The sequence below is a fragment of the Micromonospora chokoriensis genome (assembly GCF_900091505.1).
Taxonomy (GTDB): domain Bacteria; phylum Actinomycetota; class Actinomycetes; order Mycobacteriales; family Micromonosporaceae; genus Micromonospora; species Micromonospora chokoriensis.
The window spans coordinates 4,225,564-4,248,126 of record NZ_LT607409.1; the positions used below are offsets into that span (position 1 = coordinate 4,225,564).

The 22,563-nt window shown below is 71.6% G+C and carries 19 protein-coding genes; 2 read left to right on the forward strand and 17 right to left on the reverse strand.

The window, feature by feature from the left end; genetic code table 11:
• Nucleotides 1–95 precede the first annotated feature (95 nt).
• Nucleotides 96–1,949: an adenylyl cyclase gene (locus tag GA0070612_RS19460; protein WP_088989209.1), complete on the forward strand. Its 1,854-nt coding sequence runs from the start codon at nt 96–98 to the stop codon at nt 1,947–1,949.
• 55 nt (nt 1,950–2,004) lie between these two features.
• Here the strand turns inward: GA0070612_RS19460 and GA0070612_RS19465 are convergent, their stop codons facing one another.
• From GA0070612_RS19465 to GA0070612_RS19490, 6 genes are all read right to left on the reverse strand, one after another.
• Nucleotides 2,005–3,486 carry an acyltransferase family protein gene (locus tag GA0070612_RS19465; RefSeq protein WP_088989210.1) on the reverse strand — a complete coding sequence of 494 codons (1,482 nt, stop codon included), beginning with the start codon at nt 3,484–3,486 and terminating at the stop codon, nt 2,005–2,007.
• Nucleotides 3,487–3,598: 112 nt separating this feature from the next.
• A complete protein-coding gene (gene wecB / locus GA0070612_RS19470) occupies nt 3,599–4,774 on the reverse strand; it encodes a non-hydrolyzing UDP-N-acetylglucosamine 2-epimerase (RefSeq protein ID WP_088989211.1) in 1,176 nt (391 codons plus the stop codon).
• Between the two features lie 6 nt (nt 4,775–4,780).
• Nucleotides 4,781–5,644 (reverse strand): choice-of-anchor P family protein, encoded by an 864-nt coding sequence (locus GA0070612_RS19475; RefSeq protein WP_157742548.1) that lies wholly within the window; start codon nt 5,642–5,644, stop codon nt 4,781–4,783.
• 6 nt (nt 5,645–5,650) lie between these two features.
• Nucleotides 5,651–7,177 carry a glycosyltransferase family 2 protein gene (locus tag GA0070612_RS19480; RefSeq protein ID WP_088989213.1) on the reverse strand — a complete coding sequence of 509 codons (1,527 nt, stop codon included), beginning with the start codon at nt 7,175–7,177 and terminating at the stop codon, nt 5,651–5,653.
• Nucleotides 7,167–7,709 carry a hypothetical protein gene (locus GA0070612_RS19485; protein WP_157742549.1) on the reverse strand — a complete coding sequence of 181 codons (543 nt, stop codon included), beginning with the start codon at nt 7,707–7,709 and terminating at the stop codon, nt 7,167–7,169. Before GA0070612_RS19485 ends, GA0070612_RS19480 begins: the two co-directional genes overlap by 11 nt.
• On the reverse strand, nt 7,706–7,855 hold the full coding sequence (locus GA0070612_RS19490; RefSeq protein ID WP_088989215.1) for a peptidase: 150 nt from the start codon (nt 7,853–7,855) through the stop codon (nt 7,706–7,708). Before GA0070612_RS19490 ends, GA0070612_RS19485 begins: the two co-directional genes overlap by 4 nt.
• 168 nt (nt 7,856–8,023) lie before the next feature.
• Here GA0070612_RS19490 and GA0070612_RS19495 point away from each other — a divergent pair, with 168 nt between their 5' ends.
• A complete protein-coding gene (locus GA0070612_RS19495) occupies nt 8,024–9,076 on the forward strand; it encodes an LCP family protein (protein WP_088991617.1) in 1,053 nt (350 codons plus the stop codon).
• Between the two features lie 91 nt (nt 9,077–9,167).
• Here the strand turns inward: GA0070612_RS19495 and GA0070612_RS19500 are convergent, their stop codons facing one another.
• From GA0070612_RS19500 to GA0070612_RS19550, 11 genes are all read right to left on the reverse strand, one after another.
• On the reverse strand, nt 9,168–10,031 hold the full coding sequence (locus tag GA0070612_RS19500; RefSeq protein WP_197699195.1) for a TylF/MycF family methyltransferase: 864 nt from the start codon (nt 10,029–10,031) through the stop codon (nt 9,168–9,170).
• A gap of 106 nt (nt 10,032–10,137) precedes the next feature.
• On the reverse strand, nt 10,138–12,162 hold the full coding sequence (locus GA0070612_RS19505) for a hypothetical protein (protein WP_088989216.1): 2,025 nt from the start codon (nt 12,160–12,162) through the stop codon (nt 10,138–10,140).
• Nucleotides 12,159–13,361 (reverse strand): glycosyltransferase family 4 protein, encoded by a 1,203-nt coding sequence (locus GA0070612_RS19510; protein WP_088989217.1) that lies wholly within the window; start codon nt 13,359–13,361, stop codon nt 12,159–12,161. The genes GA0070612_RS19505 and GA0070612_RS19510 overlap by 4 nt, the downstream gene beginning before the upstream one ends.
• The gene (locus GA0070612_RS19515; protein WP_088989218.1) at nt 13,361–14,308 is read right to left on the reverse strand and encodes a glycosyltransferase family 2 protein; all 948 of its coding nucleotides are present in this window, start codon (nt 14,306–14,308) and stop codon (nt 13,361–13,363) included. Before GA0070612_RS19515 ends, GA0070612_RS19510 begins: the two co-directional genes overlap by 1 nt.
• The gene (locus GA0070612_RS19520; protein ID WP_088989219.1) at nt 14,305–15,621 is read right to left on the reverse strand and encodes an O-antigen ligase family protein; all 1,317 of its coding nucleotides are present in this window, start codon (nt 15,619–15,621) and stop codon (nt 14,305–14,307) included. The genes GA0070612_RS19515 and GA0070612_RS19520 overlap by 4 nt, the downstream gene beginning before the upstream one ends.
• Nucleotides 15,618–16,778, reverse strand: a complete 1,161-nt coding sequence (locus tag GA0070612_RS19525) for a glycosyltransferase (RefSeq protein ID WP_088989220.1) — start codon at nt 16,776–16,778, stop codon at nt 15,618–15,620. The genes GA0070612_RS19520 and GA0070612_RS19525 overlap by 4 nt, the downstream gene beginning before the upstream one ends.
• Nucleotides 16,771–18,078: a glycosyltransferase family 2 protein gene (locus GA0070612_RS19530; protein WP_088989221.1), complete on the reverse strand. Its 1,308-nt coding sequence runs from the start codon at nt 18,076–18,078 to the stop codon at nt 16,771–16,773. Before GA0070612_RS19530 ends, GA0070612_RS19525 begins: the two co-directional genes overlap by 8 nt.
• Entirely contained in the window at nt 18,078–18,929 is an 852-nt protein-coding gene (locus GA0070612_RS19535; RefSeq protein ID WP_088989222.1) for a class I SAM-dependent methyltransferase, read from the reverse strand. Before GA0070612_RS19535 ends, GA0070612_RS19530 begins: the two co-directional genes overlap by 1 nt.
• Nucleotides 18,929–19,777 (reverse strand): class I SAM-dependent methyltransferase, encoded by an 849-nt coding sequence (locus GA0070612_RS19540; protein WP_088989223.1) that lies wholly within the window; start codon nt 19,775–19,777, stop codon nt 18,929–18,931. Before GA0070612_RS19540 ends, GA0070612_RS19535 begins: the two co-directional genes overlap by 1 nt.
• The gene (locus tag GA0070612_RS19545) at nt 19,774–21,339 is read right to left on the reverse strand and encodes a lipopolysaccharide biosynthesis protein (RefSeq protein WP_157742550.1); all 1,566 of its coding nucleotides are present in this window, start codon (nt 21,337–21,339) and stop codon (nt 19,774–19,776) included. Before GA0070612_RS19545 ends, GA0070612_RS19540 begins: the two co-directional genes overlap by 4 nt.
• A complete protein-coding gene (locus GA0070612_RS19550) occupies nt 21,332–22,213 on the reverse strand; it encodes a sugar transferase (protein WP_157742551.1) in 882 nt (293 codons plus the stop codon). The genes GA0070612_RS19545 and GA0070612_RS19550 overlap by 8 nt, the downstream gene beginning before the upstream one ends.
• Between the last annotated feature and the right edge of the window lie 350 nt (nt 22,214–22,563).

The following is a 22,563-nucleotide window of genomic DNA, read 5'->3' on the forward strand; positions in this document are numbered from 1 at the left end:
GGCCGGTTCGCCAGGTAGAAACAGGGGCGAGAGAGCGCTCTCACCGCCCTAGACTGTGCCGGAGTCCACTCCGGCCAGCGGAGAGGACGAACCGCATGTCAACCCCGTCCCGTCGTACCCTCATCCTCGCTCTGGTGGTGGCCACGACCGTCACCGTGAGCGGCACGGCGGCAAGCGCCGGCCGCCCCACGTACGGCGCACCCGACTTCGGCCCGAACGTGACGATCTTCGACCCGTCCATGCCGGTCGGTGCGATCCAGCAGACCCTCGACGCGGCACACGCCCGACAGGTCGACAACGAGATGGGCACCGAGCGGCACGCCTACCTGTTCAAGCCGGGCACGTACGGCACCGCCGAGCAGCCGTTGCAGGCCAAGGTCGGCTACTACACCGAGGTGTCCGGCCTGGGCGCCTCGCCCACCGACGTCACCGTCAACGGCAAGCTGGAGGTCTACAACCGCTGTCTCGCCGACGGGGGCACCGGCAACTGCCTGGCCCTGGTGAACTTCTGGCGCACCCTGTCCAACCTGTCGCTCACCATCAACGCCGCCGGCCAGGACGACTGCCGGTCGTCGGCGAACTTCTGGGCGGTGTCGCAGGCGGTGTCGATGCGCCGGCTGAACATCGGCGGCGGTGGTCTGTCGTTGATGGACTACTGCACCGCCGGCCCGCAGTACGCCAGCGGTGGCTTCATCGCCGACTCCCGGCTGCCCGCCACCACCAACGGCTCGCAGCAGCAGTGGCTGACCCGCAACAGCGAGGTCGGCGGCTGGTCCAACGCGGTGTGGAACCAGGTCTTCGCGGGCGTCGAGGGCGCACCGGACGACGCCGCGTTCCCCGACCCGCCGTACACCACGCTGGAGACCACCCCGCTCAGCCGGGAGAAGCCGTACCTCTTCGTCGACGGCAAGGGTCGCTACCAGGTCCGGGTGCCCGCCGCGCAGCGGAACAGCCGGGGTGTCTCCTGGGCGGACGGCATCACCGCGGGTCGGACCATCCCGATCGGTGACTTCTTCGTCGCCAAGCCCTCCGACCCGGTACGCGTCATCAACGCCCAACTCGCCCGCGGCAAGCACCTGCTGCTCACCCCCGGGGTGTACGACGTCGCGCGCAGCATCGAGATCCGGCGCGCCGACACCGTCGTGCTCGGCATCGGGCACGCCACCCTCACCGCGGTGAACGGCGCCGTCCCGCTGGACGTCGCCGGTGTCCCCGGCGTGATCGTCGCCGGCGTCACCATCGACGCCGGCACCGTCGAGTCGCCCGTCCTGCTGCGCGTGGGTCGAGAGCACGGGCACAACGACAGCAGCCGGAACAACCCGACCACCCTGTCCGACGTGTACTTCCGCGTCGGTGGCCCGCACATCGGCCGGACGGACACGGCGCTGGAGGTCAACAGCGACAACGTGCTCATCGACCACACCTGGGTCTGGCGCGGTGACCACGGCGTCGAGGGCTTCACCGAGGGCGTCAACGGCGACACCGACCGCTGGCGGACCAACACCGGTCGGTACGGCGCCGTCATCAACGGCGACCACGTGACCGCGACCGGCCTGTTCGTCGAGCACTTCCAGCGCTACAACACGGTCTGGAACGGCGAGCACGGCACCACGATCCTCTACCAGAACGAGCTGCCGTACGACCCGCCGACGCAGGCCGACTGGATGAACGGCCCGGTCGAGGGCTGGGCCGGGTACAAGGTGGGTGACCGGGTGCGTCACCACACCCTGCACGGTGGCGGGGTGTACGTCTTCAACCAGAACAACCCGTCGATCCGCACCGAGAACGGCTTCGAGGTGCCGAACCGGCCGGGTGTGCGGCTGCACCACGTCATGACCGTGAACCTCAGCGCCGGGACGATCGACCACGTGGTCAACGGCGTCGGCGAAGCGGCCGACATGACCAGGGTCGGCGCGCCGGTCTACCTCACGCGGTACCCGAGCCCGTAGGGATCCCGGGCGTACCGACGGGGCCGGAGCCGCTGTGGCTCCGGCCCCACCGGTCTCACCGAGGCGTGGTGGAGGTGGGTCGCGAGTGCCGGGAGCGCCCCGACCGGGCGTGCGACGCCGGCTTACTCGTCGGGGCGGTCGGCGTCTGCGCCGTGGCCCGTTCCGGCACTGCCAGGAACGGTATGGCCTCCTCCAGCGTTCGGGGGTTGCTGAGCGTCGCGGTCGCCGTGGTCGGGCTGATCTTCGTCGAACGGCTGTGCCGAGCACCGGCCCTGCGCCGTCCGATGCCGCCCCGGTCCGACCGCGAGCCGCTCTGCGGAACCGTCACCGGGCCGGCGATCGGCAGGGCGCGCGCGGTGGTGGCGCGCTTGGCGAGCCGGTGCCGGGCGCGCATGCTGCCGGTCTTGAAGCCGAGGGCCGGGCGCTCCACCAGGTGCCAGGAGAGCACGGCGAAGACCAGGGCGCCGAGCAGGCTCAACAGGATGTAGCCGATCATCCCGAACCGGGCGCCCCCGAACAGGGCGATCATCTGCTGCACCGGGAAGCCGTAGATGTAGAGGCCGTACGTGTAGTCGTTCGTGCGGCTGATCGTGGACCAGCGCTTCGGCAGCGCGACCGCTGCGAACAGCACGAGGTAGGCGAACGCCGGCAGACCGACGGCGAAGAAGCCGCCCAGCCACAGCGAGCCGACCAGCACGACCGAGGCCAGCACGGCCAGTTCCCTGTTCATGGGTACGCGGTGCGCGTAGAGCCGTGCGGCGGCGCCAAGCAGGAACAGGAAACCGAGCATCAACGTCCAGTCGGCGGCGAACGCGCCGATCAGCGGGAACGGCCCGATCGCGCCGTGCTGCGGCGGGCGGGAGCTCCAGGTCGGCGCCGCGAAGAAGTCCGCCAGGATCAGCGCGTACGAGACGCCGGTCAGGACCAGCACCGCACGCGGTGCCCTGTGCAGGACCGAGGTCACCACGAGGATGCCGACGATCCCGTAGAACGCCAGGTCGTACCGGAGCGTCCACAGTGAGCCGTCGAAGGCGCTGGGTCCGCCGACGACCTGCCCGTACGGGGTGTCGGCCAGCAGGCCGGAGATCGGGAACTGTTCCATCGAGGCGGCGATGTTCGTCAGGACGTAGTCGAACGGACCTTCCGGGTGCCCCCAGAAGCCGTCCAGGTTGCCGTTCTCGTACAGCGCCGCCACGGGGGCGAAGACGAACGCGGTGACCAGGAGGCATGCCCACAGCCCGGGGAAGACCCGCAGGATGCGGGCGCGGACGTACTGGCGCAGTGTGGAGCGCAGGGCGCTGTCGGTGATGAGGTAGCCGGAGATCAGGAAGAATCCGTAGAGGCACATGGTGCCGAGGTCGCTCTGCTGGCCGAACGACGTCGCTCCGACGTTGCCCTCCGCGAAGCCCAGCGGTCCGGCGTGCGCGACGATCACGCCGCACGCCATCGCCAGACGGAGCACGCCGAAGGCGTTGTGCTGGGCCGAGTATCTGCCCTGCAGCGTCGAGGAACGGTGTCCGTTGAACCACGCCTGCACTTGACGACTCCTCTGGTCACTGAGTTGGTGGCATCGACAGGGAAACGCCGCCGATCGATGTGCCAATTATCAGTGGGCTAGAGGAGTTTGTCCTGGTTATTGGATGATTGTCCTAGTTGTCCGAAACGCTGGCTGTCGAGGAGACGACCCGGCGGCGTTGGACCAGACGGCCCGTCGGCAGGTTCAGCAGCCCCGCCATGGCGACAACCGACCGCTCACTGGCCCGCCCGTCGCCGAACGGTGAGGTGGCCACGGCGACGCGCGCCGCGTCGAGGTGCCGAATCCCGGCCGCCACGATCCGTTCGGGATCGGTGCCGACGAGTTCGCCCCCACCCGCCGTCAACGCCTCCGGCCGTTCGGTCGTGTCCCTGGTGACCAGCAACGGAACGCCGAGGGTGGCGGCCTCCTCCTGGAGTCCACCCGAGTCGGTGACGACCAGGTCGGCGGCCCGCAGCAGCCCGACCATCTGCGCGTAGGGCAACGGTGGGACGACCCGGGCGTTGGCGACGCCCGCCAGGCCGGTGGTGACCGCCTCGCGTACCTGCGGGTTGGGATGGGCGACCAGCACGATCTCGACATCCGCGCGGCGGCGTGCCAGGCGGCGCAGCCCCTCCACCGTCGCGGCGACCCCGTGACCCCAGTTCTCGCGCCGATGCACTGTGGACACGACGAGTTTGCGACCCGGGTCGACCCACGTCGGTGGTGGCGCGGTGCCCCGCGCGATGAGGTCGTGCAGAGCGTCCACGACGGTGTTGCCGGTCACCACGATGGCATCGGGGGAGATGCCCTCGCCGACGAGGTTCGCCCGGGCCGTCCGGGTCGGCGCCAGGTGCAGCGCCGCGATCCGCGCGAGCATGGCCCGGTTGGCCTCCTCCGGGAACGGCCGTTCCAGGTCGTTGGTCCGCAGCCCGGCCTCCAGGTGTACGACGGGGACGCGCCGCCAGAACGCGGCCGTCCCGCCGGCCAGGGCGGTCGTGGTGTCCCCCTGCACCACGACCGCCGCTGGACGGTGGTGTGTGAGCAGATCGTCGATCCCCGTGATCAGTGCCGCGGCCAACTCCGCGAGTGAGCCGGTACGCCGTTGGGGGCGCAGACTCAGCTCCGGGTGGAGACCGAACGGGGCGAGTGCCTCAGCGACGCGTCCCGGCTGTTGACCGGTATCCGCCACCCGCACCGTGAACCTCGGATCATCGAGGAGACGGCGGATCAGAGGCGCGGTCTTGACCCCTTCCGGCCTGGTGCCGGCCAGGATCAGGACCTCTCGTGACGTTGACCTGCTCGCACACATGTCGGGTCAGCTCCGGGCAGCCGCGCGGCGACGCCGGTAGAGCGAGAACCCGCCGGTGGTGCCGGCCACGAGCGCGCCGATGCCCAGGGCGATCGGTGCCCCGGCGAGCGGGATCACCGGGATGGGCGGCGCGACCGCGTTGGCGCCGCAGCTCGACGTGCCGACGGTCACCCCGGCCAGCGCCCCGCCGAGCGCCGTCAGGTTCAGCGCGGTGACGGTGAGCTGACCGACGCCCGAGCTGCTCTGGTCGTTGAGGGTCAGGTCGAGCAGACCCGGCACGCTCAGCCCGGTGTTCGGCGGCGGGTTGGCCGGCAGGTTGAGCAGCGTGGTCTCGATGCCGAGCAGCGTGGAGGTGATCCGGGCGTTGACCAGGCTGGTCGTGCCCGTCGCCGACGGGCTGCTGGTCGCCGTGCAGGACGAGGTGATGGCGTCGGCGACCAGGGCGATGGTGGCGAGGCCGTTGGTGCCCAGCACCAGCGACACCCCGGCTCCGGGCGTGACGAGGCAGGAGCCGCCGGGGCCGATGGTCACCGTGCCGCCGACGCCGAGCACGCCGGCGCAGGCCGCCGAGGTGCCGTCGTTGAAGGCCCGGACGTTCTGGACCAGCACCCCGGCGGTGATGACGGTCTGCGCGCCGAGGACGGCGAGTGGGGGATTCTGGTTACCGGAGATCGACTCGGTGGTGCCGTCGTTCGTGGCCGACGCGGTACCGGAGCTGGCCAGGCCACCGCCGAGCAGGCTGATCTGTAGTGCGGAGGCCGAGGACTGGGAGGTGTCGGCCATGGCCGGAGAGGCCGCCAGGACGGCCATGGCGAGGCCGCCGGCCAGCACCGCGGCGGTACGGGCGAGGCCGGATCTAACTCGTGGCATAGATGTCTACTTTCTGACGTGGGCGATTGTGGGGCGGTCTGTGGTGGGGGTGGCGAGGTGCGCCAGGTGGGCGAGGTGCCGGGGTGGCCGGATCGAGCGGGGCCCGTCGGAGCGGCCCGACCTGCGCGGTGGTGGCGCTCTGCGCGGCTGGGCCGGCACGGCCACCCGTCCCACGGCCCGGGTCGGGGCCGGTTGGGGCGGCGGATCGGCGGCGCGAGCGGTCTTCTGCCAGTCGGTGCGGGCGGTCACCATGCGGGCGAAGGCCAGCCAGACCGCCAGCGACTGGGCGTAGCTGTACAGCCAGTGGCAGACGCCGAGCAGCAACGCCCTGGACACCGACAACTGCGGCTCACACCGGGCCCGGTAGACGATGCCCCACAGGGCGAAGGGCCCGATGCCGAAGACGAGCACCAGCGGGGGTACGCCCCAGCCGCCACTGCTCCACCAGCCCGACAGGCCACCAGTGGTGTTGTCGATGTACCAGGTCATCACGATCAGACAGGCGAGATAGACCGGCGTGCCGAGCAGTTGGGTCCACGGGGCGGCCAGGAAGTGCGCGATCTCCAGGGTGGCGGAGTTGCGGATGCGCGGCGAGCGCAGCACCCGACCCAGGTAGCGGCCACACTGCATCGACCCCTGCGCCCAGCGGGTGCGCTGGCGCACCAGCGGACCGATCCGGGTCAGTGCCTCCTGGGCCACCCAGCTCTCCGCGCAGTACTCCGTACGCCCGCCGGCGAGCAGGATGTGCAGACCCAGCTCGAAGTCCTCCAGCAGAGCGCCGTGCCACGGTGTGCCGTGCTGGTCGGCGATCTCGTTGAGCAGGGACAGCCGGGTGAACTGCCCGTTGCCGCCCATCGCGACGCTGCCGGTCCGCCGACGCAGTGACTGCATGGCGGCGATCGGCGCGCGGAACTCCATGTCCTGCAGCCGGATCAGCAGTCGTCCCCAACCGCTGACCTCGGTCGTCGGGGCGTACCGTCGCGGCGCGCACTGGAGCATCCGCACCTCGACCTGCACCGCGCCGACATCCGCCGAGCCGAAGTACTGCCGTCCGGAGAGGGCGACGGGGCCCTGCGGGTCGAGTCGACTGTCCGCGTCCAGGACGCCGACGATGACCCGGGTGCGGTCCACGTGCGCCGGCAGCCACTGCTCGATCCGCCGCCAGGCGGCGTTGAGCGCGGCGCCCTTGCCCTGCCGCGCGTCCGGCAGGTGCCGCTGAATCACGTGCACGCGAGGTTGGTCGGCGAAGGCGGCCAGTTCGGCGAGCGTGCCGTCGTCGGAGGCGTCGTCGACGCACCAGACGGTGACGCTGGGAAAGTCGCTGAGCAGCCGCCGGACCGTGTCGCCGATGACGGAGGCCTCGTTGCGGCAGGGCACGATGATGTGCCAGTCGAAGCCGCTCGGACTTCCGCCCCGGCTACGTCGGGTCTTCAGGTGGAACACCAGGATGCTCAGCACGTACGCGCAGAAGCTGACGCACAGCAGGAATGCCGCGGTGTTGAGCAGCGCGAGGGACTGCGTCTCAGTGGACACCGGCGGCCGCCCCCCGGGTTCGCTTGGTACGGCTGACCAGGACCACGAACAGGATGGTGACGGCGATCAGGCCGGCGGTGGTGATCACCGAGCCGATCAGCACGTGACTGCGTTCGTAGCCGAGCCGGAAGCCCCAGGTCTGCATGGAGACGACCACCGCGGCGAGTCGGAGCTGGTTCACCGTGACCAGCAGCACGACGGCCATCGCCAGGGCGTTCAGTCCACGGGACACGGTGATGCGTCGGAACCCGATCAACGTCGACGCCAGCACGATCGGCGGGATCAGCAGCATGGCGACCGAACAGCCACTGGACACCATGAAGCCGACCCAGCGCTGGTCCAGCGGGAAGATGACGGCCGCGCCGATGGATTTGGTGTCCGCCAGCCCGACGGCGTTGACCAGGTGGGCGTTCAGCCATGCCTCCGCGCTGGCGATGTCGTGCCACCGCCAGAGCGTGGCGACGGCGATGGCGACGCCGACCAGGGCGCCCACTGTGGCGCTCAGCCACGGCCCCCGTCGGGAACCGGTCATCGCTCGCGGCCCAACATGGCCACCAGCCACAGCGCCAGACCGAGCACGACCAGCCCGACGCCGACCAGCAACCAGGACTGGACGGCCACTCCGGTGGCGGCGAGACCGCCGCCGATGTGCGGCCCCTTGGTGGGTACTCCGTACATGTCCAAACCCCCTCGCTAACCCGGAGGCCAGAATGGCACCGCCAAATCGGGCAAAGAGGATAAAAAGCCATAGAGACCCTAAAGAGTGATTAAATACCCACGAGTGAGTGCATCCCTTGCCCCGCAACGGGTGCAGGTGTCCCGACAGGTCGTTCAGAGGTGGTCGAGATGGTGACCGAAAACCCGCGCCGGGTGGCCGCGCCGGCGACGTCGAGGTGGCGGGCCATGGCGGGCTGGAAGAAGGCCATGATCGCCCTGGTGCTGATGGTCGGCGTGCTCTGCGCGGGCCTCGGCGCGGTCGGCTTCGGCCTGAAGCAGCGGTACGAGGGCCGGGTGCAGCGGGAGGACATCCTCGGCAAGGGCACCGTCCCCCACGACGAGCGTCGGTGGGAGTCGGGACCGCTCAACCTCCTGCTGCTCGGATCGGACTCCCGCGACGGCGAGCCGGACCAGGCCCTCTATCCGGGGCAGCGCTCGGACACCATCATGCTGGTGCACCTGAACGCCGGTCGGGACGCGGCCACCGTCGTCTCCATCCCCCGGGACAGCTACGTCGACGTGCCGGCCGCGGGGGAGGTCTGGTCCGGCGGACCCAACAAGATCAACGCGGCGTTCGCGTTCGGCGGTGCCGCGCTGGCCGCCGAGACGGTCGCCAAGCTCACCGGCCTGCCACTGGACGGCGTCCTGGTGGCCAACTTCGCCGCCGTCCGCAAACTCGTGGACGCGGTGGGGGGCATCAACGTCTGCCTGCCCTACACGGTCACGTCCTCGGACACGGGCGTCACCTGGCCCGCCGGCTGCCACGACCTGGACGGCAGGGCGGCCGACGACCTGATCCGGCAGCGTCACGGCGTACCCGGTGGCGACTTCGGCCGTATCCACGACCAGCAGCTGGTGGTGCGGGCGCTGGCCGAGCGGGTCACCGCGACCAGCCTGCTCACCAGTCCGACCCGACTCGACCGGGTGCTCACCACGGCCGCGGAGTCGCTGATCGTCGACCGGGACCTCGATCTGGCCGACCTCGCCCTCGCGCTGCGCCGCGTGCGGCCCGAGACCGTCCAGTTCGTCACCGCCCCCTTCAGCGACCCCAACCTCCAGACTCCGGCCGGGTCGGCGGTGCGGCTGGACGAGGTCCGCGCCCCGGCACTCTTCACCGCCCTGCGCGAGGACCGCGTCGCACAGTGGCTCGCGGCCAACCCGCAGACGCCACCGGCCAACTGACCCGACGTCATCAGACAGCGGGAACACCCGAACGACGACGGCGGGTGGGAGGTCGGTCCGACCTCCCACCCGCCGCTCGTCGCGAACAGGCCTACCGCGACCGCTGCCAGTAGCGGCACGTCCAGTCGACCTGGTGCAGTTCGTCCACAATGCCGTGCTCGGCGCGGAAGTCGTCGACGGCCTGCTTGCAGCCGCGTACGGCGTGGTAGTCGTCGATGATCACGTAGCCGCCGACCGACAGCTTCGGGTAGAGCGAGCGGAGCGCCACCATCGTCGAGTCGTAGAGGTCGCCGTCGAGGCGCATCACCGAGATCTTCTCCACCGGCGCGTCCGGCAGGGTGTCGGAGAACCAGCCCTTGAGGAAGCGGACCTGGTCGTCGAGCAGCCCGTACCGCTGGAAGTTCGCCTTGACCTGCTCCAGGGACACGGCGAGGAAGGGCACCTGCCACAGCGCGTCCTCGACGTCCTCGACGCGACGCGGGTCCGGCTTCGGCAGGCCACGGAACGAGTCGGCGACCCACACGGTCCGCTCCCGGTCACCGTAGGCGCGCAGCATCCCCCTCATGAAGATGACCGCACCGCCCCGCCACACGCCGGTCTCGATCAGGTCACCGGGCACTCCCCGCGCCAGCACGTCCTTGACGCACCGCTCCAGGTTGTCCAACCGGCGCAGCCCGATCATGGTCTCGGCCTCCGGTGGCCAGTCCCGACCGGTGGCCCGTGCCTCCTCGTCGAACGGGAACCGCAGCACCAACTCCAGGCCCTTGCGGTGCAGCAGGTGTCGGCCGCGCTGGTAGAGCCGACCGTGCAGGGACCCCTGGCGGGGGTGGTAGGGCATCCACGTCTCGCGGAAGACGTACCGGGTCAGCGCCTTCTTGAGCAGGTCACAGTAGAGGTCGCGGGGGTCGTCCAACACCGGCGCGGACGCCTGGGTCGGCACCAACATCTCACTCATCGGCAAATCTCCTTGTTCGGTGTCTCGGGTAGTCATGGGGCGGTCGGGCCGCCGTTCGCGGCCGTCGACCGGCCGACGTCAGCTCCAGTGGTCGGCTCGGCCGACGTCAGCTCCACCGCTCGGTGTCGCCCACCGCCACCGCTCGGCGCAGCACGATGGATCCGGAGGAGGGGCGCGGCGTGCTCGCCAGCCCGGAGGAGGGGCGGTCTGTGCCCGCCAGCCCGGGGGACGGGCGGTCCGTGCTCGCCGGCCCCGGGGTCAGGCGCTCCGGCCCGAAGACCGGCCAGCGGTCCGTCAGATCGGACGTGGGAACGTCCGGGGACGGGTTCGGCGTGGCGTCCTCGGCCACGGGCGGCCGGCGGGGCGTTTCGGGCTGGGCCAGCGGTCGTCCGAGGACGCCGACGGTGGTGGGCCCACCCCAGGTGGACGCCGCCCCGGCGGAGTCAGGGTGGACGTTCGGCATCGGCCCGGGATCGGGTTGCTCCGGCACGTCCGTCACCACCGGGTTGGGCTGGGTGATGGCATCCTCGATACGGGTCGACACCGCCGGAGCCTCGACCGGCACGGGCACCTGCTCGACGGGCGCTGTCCGTTCGACGGGCGCTGGACGTTCGACAGCGGTGCCGTCGACGGTCCTGCCGCTACCCGCCCCGCGTCGCGTCGACTCACCCGGTTCCCGGCTCTGGCGGCGGTGCCGACCGGGAGTACCGGAGGAGTCCTCGACGAGGGCGCTGACCAGCTCACGGATGACGGCGCCCTGCGCGCCCGCTCTCGCCGACGGCAGCGCCAGCGCGCTCTGGGCCGGGTCGGGCACCAGAGTCGGCTGCCCACCGCCCGGTCGGTTGTCGGTACGGGCCACCGCGCCGATCACCACGACCCCCGCCAGCGGCAACCCGAGCTGTTGCACGAGCCGGGCCGCCCGCGTGCTGTCGTCGAGGTCCGTCCGACCGGCCCGTACGACCAGCAGCACACCGTCCGCGTGCTGGGCGAACGCCGAGATCTCCCGTCCGGCCAGGATGGGTGGCGCGTGCACGATCACGCAGTCCTCGTCCTCGCCCAGCGCGTTCAGCAACCCGCCCAACTCGTGCAACGCCTGGGTGTCGGCGCCCTCGCGGGGTTCGGCCGGCAGCACGCTCAGGGTGGGGAAGTCGGCCAGGCGCACCGGTGCGCACTTCTGCGCCAGCACCTGCTGCCAGGTGTGCGGCGCCTCCGGGAAGTGCCCCGACAGCACCGGATCGCGGACCGCCCCGTCCACCAGCGTGGCCCGGCAGTGCTCGTCGGCCATGCCGAGACCGAGCAGCGCGGTCACCAACGCCTTGCCGTCGTCGTCGTGGGCGCTGGTCACCAGCAGCCTCCGACGCGGCAGCGGAGCGGTGAGCACGCTGAGGGTCGAGATCACGCTGCGGACGGCGTCGGCGACGTCGGTGCGCGCGTACAGGGCGGCGGCGTGGTGGCGGGCGAATCGGCGGGGCAGCTTCGGCAGCACCCCGAGGACCGGCAGACCCAGGCGGGCCTCGATCTGGCCGACGTCGCGCAGCCGGCTGTCGAACCTGTCGCGCAGGAGGGTCGCGCCCCAACCGGCCAACAGTCCGGCCAGTGCCCCGAGCACGCCGTTCAACAGCGGCTTCGGGAAGGCGGGCGTGGTCGGCGGGCTGGCGGTGTCGAGCACCCGGGCGTTGATGCTCGTCGAGCCGCCCATGTCCAACCGGCTCAGCTGTTGGCTGACCGCGCGGGACGCCGCGTTCGCGATCGCGGCGGCCTGCGTGCCGGTGCCCGCGCTGGCGTGCACGGTGATGATCTGGAGACCGAGTTCGTACTCACCGCTGACATGGCCGAGCACCGCCTTCTCGGGTAGCTGGAGTGCGCGCGCCGCTTCGAGCGCGACCTCCCGCGACCCGACCAGGCGGGCGATCGTGGGTGTGAGGTTCTGCGCGAGAGCCAGATCCGCGGGCCGGTCGTCCTCGGTCTGCTCGGCGCTGACCAGCACCGACGCCTCGGCCTCGTAGCGCGCCGGCAGGAGTTGGGTGACCCCCTGGGCGGCCGCGAGGCCCGCGCACAGACCGATCAGGGGTACGCCGACCCGGCGCCAGGAGACACCGAGCAGACCTTTGACATCTATCGACGCGCTCATCTCGCGTTCGCCTCTCTTGTCGGTTGCCCGGTCTCGGCGGGCGTTGTGCGGGGGAGCCCGGTCGGGGACCGCAGCCCGCGCCAGGTCGTGCAGAGGGTGTCGGCGATGCGGTCCCAACCGAAGTCCAGGCCGGCTCGGCGCAGCCCTCGGTTCGCCAACTGGCCGGCGAGGGCGGGATCGTCGCGCAGCCGCGCGAGGCGGTTCGCCAGCGCGGGGACGTCGCCGGCGGGAAAGACGAGGCCGGCGTCGCCCACCACGTAGGGGATCTCGCCGACGTCGCTGCCCACCACGGGTACGCCGCAGGCCATGGCCTCGACCAGGACCCGGCCGAACTGTTCGCGAAGGGGGATGCCGATCCACGGCAGGGTGTTGCGCTGCACCACCTCGACCGACGGCATCGCCAACGCGTCCATCCGGTTCAGCAGCGCGGGCAGGTCGGCGTGCCCGGCCCAGCCGTGCCGGTGCACCCGGCCGGGGCGACGTGCGGCCGCCCGGTCGATCTCGCCGCTGAGGCTGCCGTCCCCGACCAGCGACACGTCACAGTCGATCAGCTCGGCGGCGCGCAGCAGATCAGCCACGCCCTTGTGCGGCTCGAACCGTCCGACGAACCCGACCGTGAACGGGTGCGCGGCCGGATCGGTGGGCATGGGGCGGAAGACCCGGGTGTCCACGCCGAGCGGCACGATGGTGGCCGGACCCCGGTAACCCTTGACCCGCAGCACCCGCAGCGCCGCGGGGGTGATCGGGAAGGCGTGGTTGACCGACAGGTAGGACTGTCGCTCGATCCGGGGAAACGGGACCGGGAACCGGGTGACCACGTTCTGCGCGGCGTACAACGTGGTGGGTACCCCGGCCCAGCACCGTTGACGCAGCCGCAGCGCCTGCCAGGTGGTGAGGTACGCCGCCTCGCCGATCACGTGCAGGATGTCGGGGCGGGTGGTGGTCACGTCGTGCTGGCCGGGGAGCCGGAACAGCACCGAGGCCATGTGCCCGGTCAGCGACTCGCCGAGCAGGTGCGGGACGACGTGGTACCGCAGCCGGTGGTGTCGGCGGGCCAGAAGGGCCAGCTCGCGTCGTGTCGTCGGTGACACGTCGGCGGCGAGCACGGTCAGGGTGATGTCCGGCTGTTCGCACAGGATGTCGAACAGGTCTGTCCAGTGCTCGGTGCGCTTACCGACGACGGTTGTCAGGACGTGCATCAGGCGCCTCCTCTCGTCTCGAAGCGGGTGGCCGCGATCCGGCCGACGCGGGTCCAGGCCCGCAGTCGCGCCGTCCCGGCCCGGGGTTGGAGGGGCATCCGGACTCCGGCCAGACCGATGCCGATCAGCGCGCGCAGCAGCACAACGCCGCGCACGGCGTGCAGGGTGCCGGCGCGGTGGCGGGCGAAGAACCGCAGCATGCTGCGGTACAGGTGGGGCCAGATCCAGGCCGGGTCGGAACTGCTCGCGCCGCCGGTGTGCACGGCGGTCACCGAGGGCACGTACAGCACCTCGGCGCCGCGTCGGGCAGCCTGCAGGCACAACTCCTCGTCCTCGTAGTACAGGAAGTAGCCCTCGTCGAGGCCGCCGATCGCCGTGAACAGGTCGGTACGCACCGCCAGGCAGGCGCCGGACAACCAGTCCACCGCCACCGGCTGTGCCCCCCGCGTGCAGGCGTCGTAGGCGGCCCTGCGCTGTCGGCCGCTGAGCAGTCGTCGCAGCGCGACCGGCACCAGCGCCCCACCGAACCGGCTGGCCAGCACCGTGACCAGGGACTCGAACCGGTGGGCGCTGATCGCGACCCGGCCGTGCGCGTCGGTGATCCGCGGTCCCACGATGCCGACCGACGGTCGACTGCGCATCACCCGGACCAGCTCGGCCACGGTGCCCGGTGTGACGACGCAGTCCGGGTTGACCAGGAGGACGACGTCGGTGTCGACTCCGGCCGCGCCCCGGTTCACGGCGCTGGCGAATCCGGTGTTCGTCGGGCTGACCAGGACCGTCACCTCGGGGAAGTGGCGTCGGACGAGGTCGACGGTGCCGTCGGAGGAGGCGTTGTCCACCAGCCGGACCGGCAGGCCCTCCTGCCGTAACGCGTTCAGGGCGGCGACGATCTGTCGCTCCGAGTTGTGGGTGACCACGATGGCGGTGGCGGCGGCGTGGCTCATGCCGTGACTCCCGTCCGGGTCAGCGGCCGGCTCGACAGCGCAGGCCGGGCAAGCCGCCGGACCCGTTCACCGCCCTGCCGCACGGTGAGGAGGGTCAGCGCCGGCAGCAGACCCAGCTCCCAGTGCCCGTCGGTGGGCGCCGCGAAGACGGCGGCAGCCAGGAAACCGCAGGACAGCGCGGCGAACGGCAGCGCGATCCCGTTCCGGTCCCGCAGGCCGACGCGGACGCCACGCAGGATCGGCCAGAGCACCAGCAGGAGGCCGACCAGACCGAGGTTGGCCAACACGGTGACGTAGAAGGCGTGGTAGACCGGGCCGACGTCGGTGAAGGTGAAGCCGGACAGGTAGATGTCCGGCGTCGTCTGTCCGAGGCCGGCCCCGACCAGCGGCTGGTCGGCGAACACGTTCAGGCCGACCGAGGACTCCACCCCCCGGTACCCGGCGGACTGCGTCAGCCCCTTGCTGATCTCGCCGGCCCGCTCCCGTACCCCTGGTTGCAGGGCGAGGACCGCTGCCACCGCGACGGCGGCGACGGCGGTGGCGGCGAGCCCCGCGCGGACGGTCCGACCACCGCGAACCAGCATGATCAGGATGGTCAGCGCGGCGGCGAGCCAGATTCCCCGGTACGACGCGAGGAGCACGTCGACGGCGAAGAACCCGCCGAGCAGGAGGACGCCGTTCCGCCGCCAACCCCGCAGTCGCCCGGCGACCCAGATCAGCGCGGGGATCGCCATGAGCGTGATGAGTCCGCCGTGCCGCCCCGGGGCCGAGACGGAGATGGCGGTGAAGACCGCCGCCAGGGCCACGTACAGGATGCCGGCGGCCAGGATCCGACGACCCGAGGTGAGGGTGTACGTGGCGACGAAGAAGTACACCGGGATGGTGGCCACCTGGTAGGCGGCGACCAGCACCTCCTCCGGTTGGTTACCGACGGCCAGCCCGTAGGTGGCCGCGACGACCGTCAAGCCGATCAGGCTCAGCATGCCCACGTCGGCGGCCGTGCGTCGGGGCCGCTCCTCCACCCGCAGCCAGTGGCGTACGGCGAGCGCCGCACCGCCGGCGGCCAGCAGCAGCACCTTCACCGCGATGTACCCGCGCACGTCGCCGCCGCTGAGCACGGCGCCGACCACGGCGCCGCCGATGATGCCGACCGGCAGCACGGTCCAGGGCCAGAGCAGGAACACGCCCCAACTCAGCACTCCGACGGCGGCGGCCAGGCCGATCGGCCCGGGCAGCACGGTGACCACGGTGACCACGGCGCCCAGCCCGGCGCCGCCGATCAGCACCGTGGGCGCGACGATGGGTATCCTCATCGGGGCAACCCCGCGAGCAGGGAGCGCAACTGCACACCCCGGGTCGACCAGCTGTTGCGGGCGGCGACCGCGCGGCGTCGGGTGGCCTGCTCCACGCAACCGCCGCCGTCCAGCGCCACGCTGAGCGCGGCGGCGAAGCTTCGCGGGTCGCCGGCGAGCGTGACGATGTCGGCCAGCGGGCGCAGCGCCGGCAACGGCGTCGCGACGACGGGCTTGCCGAGGGCGAGATACTCGTAGCACTTCTTCGGATGCACGTAGTCCACCAACCCGCCCACCCGGTACGGGATGATGGTGGCGTCGCAGGCCCGCAGGACGGCCGGCACGTCCGCGAAGCCGACAGCGTCGACAAACTCCACGTTGGACAGCCGTGCCAGCGGGGCGCGACCGGCCCGGGTGGACGGACCGATCAGCAGGAAGGTCCACTCCGGGTGGGCCCGGGCGACCTCGGCGACCAGATCCGCGTCGAAGGCTCGGGTGTCGACAGCTCCGCTGTACCCGATCAGTGGTCGGCGCAGCCCGGCCAACCAGGGAGCGACCGGGCCGTCGGGCGAGAAGTGCTCCGGGTCGCATCCGTTGGCCAGCACCACCGGGGCGGGTTCGAGGGCGGGCATCCGTTCCGGCAGCGCGCTGGACGAGGCGAGCACCAGGTCGGCGGCGCCGACGGCGGACCGCAGCGCACGGCGAAGGTGCCGGCGGTTCCAGCGTCGGGTGAACGTCCAGTCCAGGTCGGTGGCGTCGTACACCACGGCGGCCGCGTCCAGCTGGCCGGCGACGGGCGCGGCCAGGTCCTCGTCCAGCCACAGCAGTCGTGGCGACTCGGCCCGCCGCCGGAACCAGCGGCCGAGCAGGAGCGCGGCGAACCAGCGGTTGGCCCGGTTGACCGGCGGCAGGTGGCGACCGAGCGGAAGCAGCGCCGGCCCGGCGCACTGCCACAAACCGTCGGCCACCTGCCGGACGCGGGTACGCCACCGGGGCAGGTGCCCGGTCGGGTCGACGAAGAGCACCCGGTGGTCGACGGTCAGCTCCCGAGCCAGCGCGTGCTGACGGTGCGCGCCGTTCGCCCACGGGGTGCCGCTGAAGACGACCACCCAGTCCCTGTCGTCGGTTGCCGCCGATCCCACCGACGCCGCCACCCGGCGGGCCGAGCGCTCAGCCACGACCCGACCGTTCCAACGGCCGTGGCGCTCCGGCCGGCAGCACCTCGTCCTCACCGAGCCGGCCGAGCACCGGACGGGCGCGCTCGTCGTCGAGCCGCAGCAGGCGCGCGCCGGCCTGCCGGTCCAGCCAGGCCCGCAGCACACCGGCTGCGACCCGACGGTTGATCCAGTTGACCGGCGGCAACCAGTCACCCAGCGGCAACGCGGTCGGCGCGACAGCACGCCAGGCCGTCGAGCCGATCGGGGTCATCTCGGACCGCCAGCGGGGGCGGCGCCCCGGCGGGTCGACGAAGAGCAACCGCTGTCCGGATTCCAGCTGCTCCAGCACCGTCTGGTGCTGTGGCACCGACCAGCGGGTGCGGCTGAACAGCACCACCCAGTCGCGGGTGTCGCCGTCGGGCAGCGGACCGACGTCGCCGCGCAACGCGGCGAGCAGGTCGGCCAGGTCGAGCTGTACGGGTCGCCCGAGGAGTCGCTTGACCAGGTGATCGGCGAGCAGGGCGGCCCGGAACGCCACCATCCGGTGCCGGGGCTGGGTCAACCGCAGGTACTCCACCATGCTGCCCAGCAGGTGTCGGAAGCGGATGGCCGGTCCGAGCAGCCGGCACGACGCGCCGCGGGTGTGCGTCACGACCGCGTCCGGGATCATCCACAGTTCGTGCCCGGCCTGGGCGAGCTGCCGGGCGAGGACCGCGTCGTTCCAGTAGACGGGGAAGGCTTCGTCGAAGATGGTCTGCTGCCCGAGCACCGCACGGCGCAGCAGCATGCAACTGCCGGAGGCCAGTTGCCGGGGACGGCTGAAATCCTCGCCACGCATCTGGAACCGGTGCAGCGCCTGGCGGAAGCCGGGCAGTCGGCGCAGCGCGGTGACCAGCGCGATGGTGGCGGCGAAGCTGGGCTGTTGGACGTAGTGCTGCTGGAAGGTGCCGTCCGGGTTGAGATACAACGGGCTCACCCCGGCGACGTCCGGCCGCTCCCGTAGGTAGCCGATCATCCGCGACAGCGCGCCCGGGTGGAACCTGACGTCACTGTTGAGCAGCAGGACCAACTGCCCGGTCGACCGGCGGTACGCCTGGTTCACCGCGGCGGCGAAACCGGTGTTGTGGCTGTTGCGGATCAGCCGGACGCGGGCCTGGTCGGCGAGCAGGTCGGCGGAACCGTCGGTCGAGCCGTTGTCGACGGCCACCACCTCGTAGTCCAGGTCCGGGTCGGCGGTCGCGGCCAGCGACTCCAGACACTGCCGGGTCTGTTCGCGGGTGTTCCAGCTGACCAGCAGCACCGACAGCTGCGGCGTACCCATCAGGACACCGCCCGGTCGTCACGTCGGGCGAAGATGCGCAGCAGGTCGCCGAGCTGCGGGTGTGTCACCCGGGGTGAGCGGCTCGCGGCCAGGTCGGCGACCAGGAGGTCCCGGGCGTTGCGCAGCCGCCCCGCCGGCCGCCAGTAGAACCGCGAGAAGACGGTGTCGTGCGAGATCACCCGGAATCCGGACTCCACGAGCATCCGGCTCAGCGTGTCCGGGGTGAAGTGCCAGCGGTGGTACGCGGGGGCGATCGCCGGCCAGGCGGTGCCGAGGCGTCGGGCGGCGGCGGAGGCGATGTTGGGTACTTCGAGGGCGAGCCAGCCGCCGGGGGTGAGGGTGGTGTGGGCGGCGTGGAGGAAGGCGCGGGGGTCTTCGACGTGTTCGAGGACGTGGAAGGCGCAGACGACGTCGGCGGTGAGGGTGGGTGCGATGGTTTCGAAGTAGCCCTGGCGTACGGGCATGTGGAGGTGGTCGCGGGCGAATTGGGCGGCGGCGTGGCTGACTTCGATGCCGCTGGCGGTGATGCCGGCGTGGTGGGCGGCTTCGAGGAAGTAGCCGCCGGCGCATCCGGCTTCGAGTAGGACTGTGGGTCGGACGGTGGACAGCAGCCACCGCAGCCGCCGGCTGGCCTCGAAGCGGCGTTGACCCGCGGAGGCGAAGTAGTCCTGGTAGCCGTCGGTCGTGTAGTACGCCTCGTCGTACAACTCCTCCGGCGCCGGGGCGCTGCCGGCGGTCCAGACGAAGCCGCAGTCGGGGCAGCTCCACAGCAGTTCGCCGAGCGTCGGCGTGTGTCCGCCGGCGCGGCCGCAGAGCTGGCAACGGACCAGCTCCATCCCATCGAGTTTCATCAGGTACTCCGTCTGGTGTGTGGCGTCCGGGCGAGCACCCGGAGCAGGTCGCCGAGGCGTGGATGGGTCAACCGCGGTGAGCGGAGGCCGATCAGGTCGGCGGGCAGGAGGTGTCGTGCGTGCCGCAGCCGGTAGCGCCGCGGCATGTAGTAGCGGAAGACGGTGGTGTCCTGCCGGACGACCTCGAAGCCGGCGTCGGTCACCAGCCGGACCAGGCTGTCCGGGGTGAAGTGCCAGCGGTGGTAGCGCGGTTGCAGGCCCGGCCAGGCGGTGCCGAGGCGTCGGGCGGCGGCGGAGGCGATGTTGGGTACTTCGAGGGCGAGCCAGCCGCCGGGGGTGAGGGTGGTGTGGGCGGCGTGGAGGAAGGCGCGGGGGTCTTCGACGTGTTCGAGGACGTGGAAGGCGCAGACGACGTCGGCGGTGAGGGTGGGTGCGATGGTTTCGAAGTGACCCTGGCGTACGGGCATGTGGAGGTGGTCGCGGGCGAATTGGGCGGCGGCGTGGCTGACTTCGATGCCGCTGGCGGTGATGCCGGCGTGGTGGGCGGCTTCGAGGAAGTAGCCGCCGGCGCATCCGGCTTCGAGTAGGACTGTGGGTCGGACGGTGGACAGCAGCCACCGCAGCCGCCGGCTGGCCTCGAAGCGGCGCGGCTCGGCCCGGAAGTAGTCGTCGTAGCCGCCCGACGCGAAGTAGTCCTCGTCGTAGCTGTCGTCCACAGCGGTCTGGTCCGGCGCGGTCCAGCTGAACCCGCACCCCTCGCAGCGGCGCAGCAGCCCGCCGAGGAGGGGCCGGTGAGCCCGCGTGGGTCCGCACACCAGGCACCGCGTGGTGCGGTGGTCGACGCTCATCGCGGGCCTCCGGCGCTCGACGTCAGCAGGGAGGCGCGGGCACGGAGCAGCCGGTGCAGCCGTGTCCGGTCGTTCGCGCCCAGGTGTCCACCGGCGGCCAGCAGCGCACCGGCGACGAGCAGAGTCAGACCGGTCCGGGTGGACACGGCCAGCGCCGCGTCGAGCCGTCCCGGGCCGTCGGGCAGGAACCGGCCGGCCGCCGCGGTGACCATCCCGGCCGCGGTCGCGGCGGCGACCGGTGGCCAGACCGCCCGCACCAACGGGGCCAGCGGCCGGGTCGTGGCCGAATGGAAGTACGCCAGGAAGTAGCCGGTGCTGAGCACGACCGCCAGCGCTGTCGACAGGGGTACGCCGAGCGGCCCGCACAGCAGCAGCGTCGGCACCGTCAGGGCGAGGTTGAGCACGACGGAGAGCAGCACGTAGCGCGTCTCCAGACCGGGTCGTCCCTCGGCGCGGGCGACGATCGTCGCGGCACCGGTGATCAGGTTGAGGGCGTAGGCGGGCGCGAGGACCACGATGTTCGCCGCCGCCCAGGGGACCTGGTGCCCCAGCCACAGTCGGACCAGCGGATCGGCGCTCACCATCAGGGCGGCGGTGGCCGGGGCGAGGAACAGTGCGAGGTACCGGGTGGTGGTCAGGTAGAACTGGTCCAACCAACCGGCGCCCCGGGCGGCGGTGCGGGCGACGGCGGCGGGGAACAGCACGATCAGGGCGAAGCCCGGGGGCAGACGGAGCAGGTTGAGCAGGCGGCTGCCCAGGTCGAAGCCACCGGCGACGGCGGGACCGAAGGCGCCGCCGAGGACGAGGCGGTCGAGTTCCACGTTGACCATGCCGGCGCCGCTGGAGACCTGCACCCGAAGGCCGTAGCCGCCGATGCGGCGGACGTCGCCCAGACCGAGCCGGCCCCATCGAGGGCTGAGGTCGGGGCACTGGCGTCGGGTGGCCGAGGCCAGCAGCAGGGTGCGGATCGTCGCGGTCGTGGCGGCGGACGCGGCCAACGCCACCAGGCCGCCGCCGAGGCGTACCACCAGGATGGACAGCGCGGCCGTGAGGATCGCGGTGCCGGCGGTGATCGCGGCGAGCGATCCGTACCGCTGGGTGCCTTCGAGCACGGCCCGCCACGGCAGTTCGACGGCTCCGGCCACCAGGCCGACGATCAGCCACAGGGTGGCCTGCCAGGCTTCGTCGGCCAGCTCACCGAGGCGTAGCAGCCCGGCGAGCCAGGGCCAGCAGACACCGATCGCGCCGATGGTGAGCAGGCCCAGCAGCACGGCCCACCCCAGCCCCAGCCCGAGCAGCCGTCGGACCAGGTCCCGGTCCGCGGTGCTCTCGGCCCGGGCCACCTCGCGGACGAGGGCGGAGCCGAGCCCGAGGTCGATCAGGGCGGCCATCGCCAGTAGGCCGGCCAGCACGACCCAGATCCCGAACTCCTGCGCCCCGAGGTGCTGGTAGATGACCGGCACCGAGACCAGCCCGGACACAGCCATGATCACCCGCGCGGCCAGCATGCTGGCCGTGTTGCGGGTGACGCGGGTTCCGACCGCGTTGGCGGCACTAGCCACGGGGGAACCCACGGAACAGCTCGACGACGGTGAGCAGGAGCAGGGTCAGGTCGACCCGCATCGAGCGGCAGTTGAGGTAGAGCAGGTCACAGCGGAGCTTGTCCTCGACGGTGGCCGCGTATCCGCCGGTGAGCTGCGCGATGCCGGTCAGTCCTGGCCGGATGAGGTGCCGCAGGTCGTAGTGCGGCAGTTGGCGGAAGTCGACGATGAACTCCGGCCGTTCCGGGCGCGGCCCGACCAGGCTCATGTCGCCGCGCACCACGTTCCACAGCTGGGGGAGCTCGTCGAGGCGTGAGCGTCGGAGCCAGCGGCCGACCCGGGTGATCCGGGCGTCGTTCGGCTGGGCCAGGACCGGGCCGGTGCTCTGTTCGGCGCCGACCCGCATGGTCCGGAACTTGACCACCCGGAACAGCCGGCCACCCGCTCCGACGCGCTGCTGGAGGTAGAACGGCGGGCCGGTGAACGACACGACGGCGGCGATCATCGTGATCAGCGGGATCACCAGGACCGCGCTGAGCAGGACCATGCTGAGGTCGAAGAAGCGCTTCAGCCGTTCCCCGCGGGGGCGACCGACACCGGATCGCAGCCGGATCCACGGCAGTCCACCGAAGCGGGCCATGGCCGGGGCGCGCAGCAGGCCGTAGACAGGTCGGGCCAGCACCATGATCTCGACGTCGGCGCTCAGGCATCTGGTGATGATGCGGTCGTCGATGCTCTCCAGCGAGTGCTTGAGCAACAGCAGCCGGGGGCGTACGCGGCCCAGCAGCCGGGCGAGCTCGTCGGGGCAGCCCGGCACCGGGAGTCGGGCGGCCACGTCGAACTCCTCGTCGAGGCGGTCGGGTGTGGTGGCCGTGTCGTTCGGTTCGAGCACCACGACGCGCTCCCGGCGTCTGTTCTGGTCTGCCCGGCTCGTCCGCACCGGGCGGCCGACGGGTTCGTGGAATCGCACCGGGATGGTCGGGCTGTCGGTGCTCAGCCCCACAGACGTGCCTGCTGTCACGGGGCGCGAGGTCTCTCGCATGCGTCGACCCTCCCTTCTCCGTCAGGTGATTCAGGGCATGCCGACGAGCACCCCGGAGATAAATTAAGGCCCAAAGCTGCCTTACAGGCATGAATCGGACTTTTAACACCTAAGACCCCATTTCCCACCAAACGTTGAGCCAAAAGTCCCTTTCGTGGTGTTTGCCTGCGTTAGGGTCGGCCCGGCCGTCTTGGTTGCCGAAA

Bases quoted from the DNA above. Each gene is read 5' to 3' on its own strand.
- GA0070612_RS19460 (WP_088989209.1), top strand. From the start codon at position 96: ATGTCAACCCCGTCCCGTCGTACCCTCATCCTCGCTCTGGTGGTGGCC.
- wecB (WP_088989211.1), bottom strand. From the start codon at position 4,774: ATGTGTGCGAGCAGGTCAACGTCACGAGAGGTCCTGATCCTGGCCGGC.
- GA0070612_RS19475 (WP_157742548.1), bottom strand. From the start codon at position 5,644: ATGCCACGAGTTAGATCCGGCCTCGCCCGTACCGCCGCGGTGCTGGCC.
- GA0070612_RS19485 (WP_157742549.1), bottom strand. From the start codon at position 7,709: ATGACCGGTTCCCGACGGGGGCCGTGGCTGAGCGCCACAGTGGGCGCC.
- GA0070612_RS19490 (WP_088989215.1), bottom strand. From the start codon at position 7,855: ATGTACGGAGTACCCACCAAGGGGCCGCACATCGGCGGCGGTCTCGCC.
- GA0070612_RS19495 (WP_088991617.1), top strand. From the start codon at position 8,024: ATGGTGACCGAAAACCCGCGCCGGGTGGCCGCGCCGGCGACGTCGAGG.
- GA0070612_RS19500 (WP_197699195.1), bottom strand. From the start codon at position 10,031: ATGAGTGAGATGTTGGTGCCGACCCAGGCGTCCGCGCCGGTGTTGGAC.
- GA0070612_RS19505 (WP_088989216.1), bottom strand. From the start codon at position 12,162: ATGAGCGCGTCGATAGATGTCAAAGGTCTGCTCGGTGTCTCCTGGCGC.
- GA0070612_RS19510 (WP_088989217.1), bottom strand. From the start codon at position 13,361: ATGCACGTCCTGACAACCGTCGTCGGTAAGCGCACCGAGCACTGGACA.
- GA0070612_RS19515 (WP_088989218.1), bottom strand. From the start codon at position 14,308: ATGAGCCACGCCGCCGCCACCGCCATCGTGGTCACCCACAACTCGGAG.
- GA0070612_RS19520 (WP_088989219.1), bottom strand. From the start codon at position 15,621: ATGAGGATACCCATCGTCGCGCCCACGGTGCTGATCGGCGGCGCCGGG.
- GA0070612_RS19530 (WP_088989221.1), bottom strand. From the start codon at position 18,078: ATGGGTACGCCGCAGCTGTCGGTGCTGCTGGTCAGCTGGAACACCCGC.
- GA0070612_RS19535 (WP_088989222.1), bottom strand. From the start codon at position 18,929: ATGAAACTCGATGGGATGGAGCTGGTCCGTTGCCAGCTCTGCGGCCGC.
- GA0070612_RS19540 (WP_088989223.1), bottom strand. From the start codon at position 19,777: ATGAGCGTCGACCACCGCACCACGCGGTGCCTGGTGTGCGGACCCACG.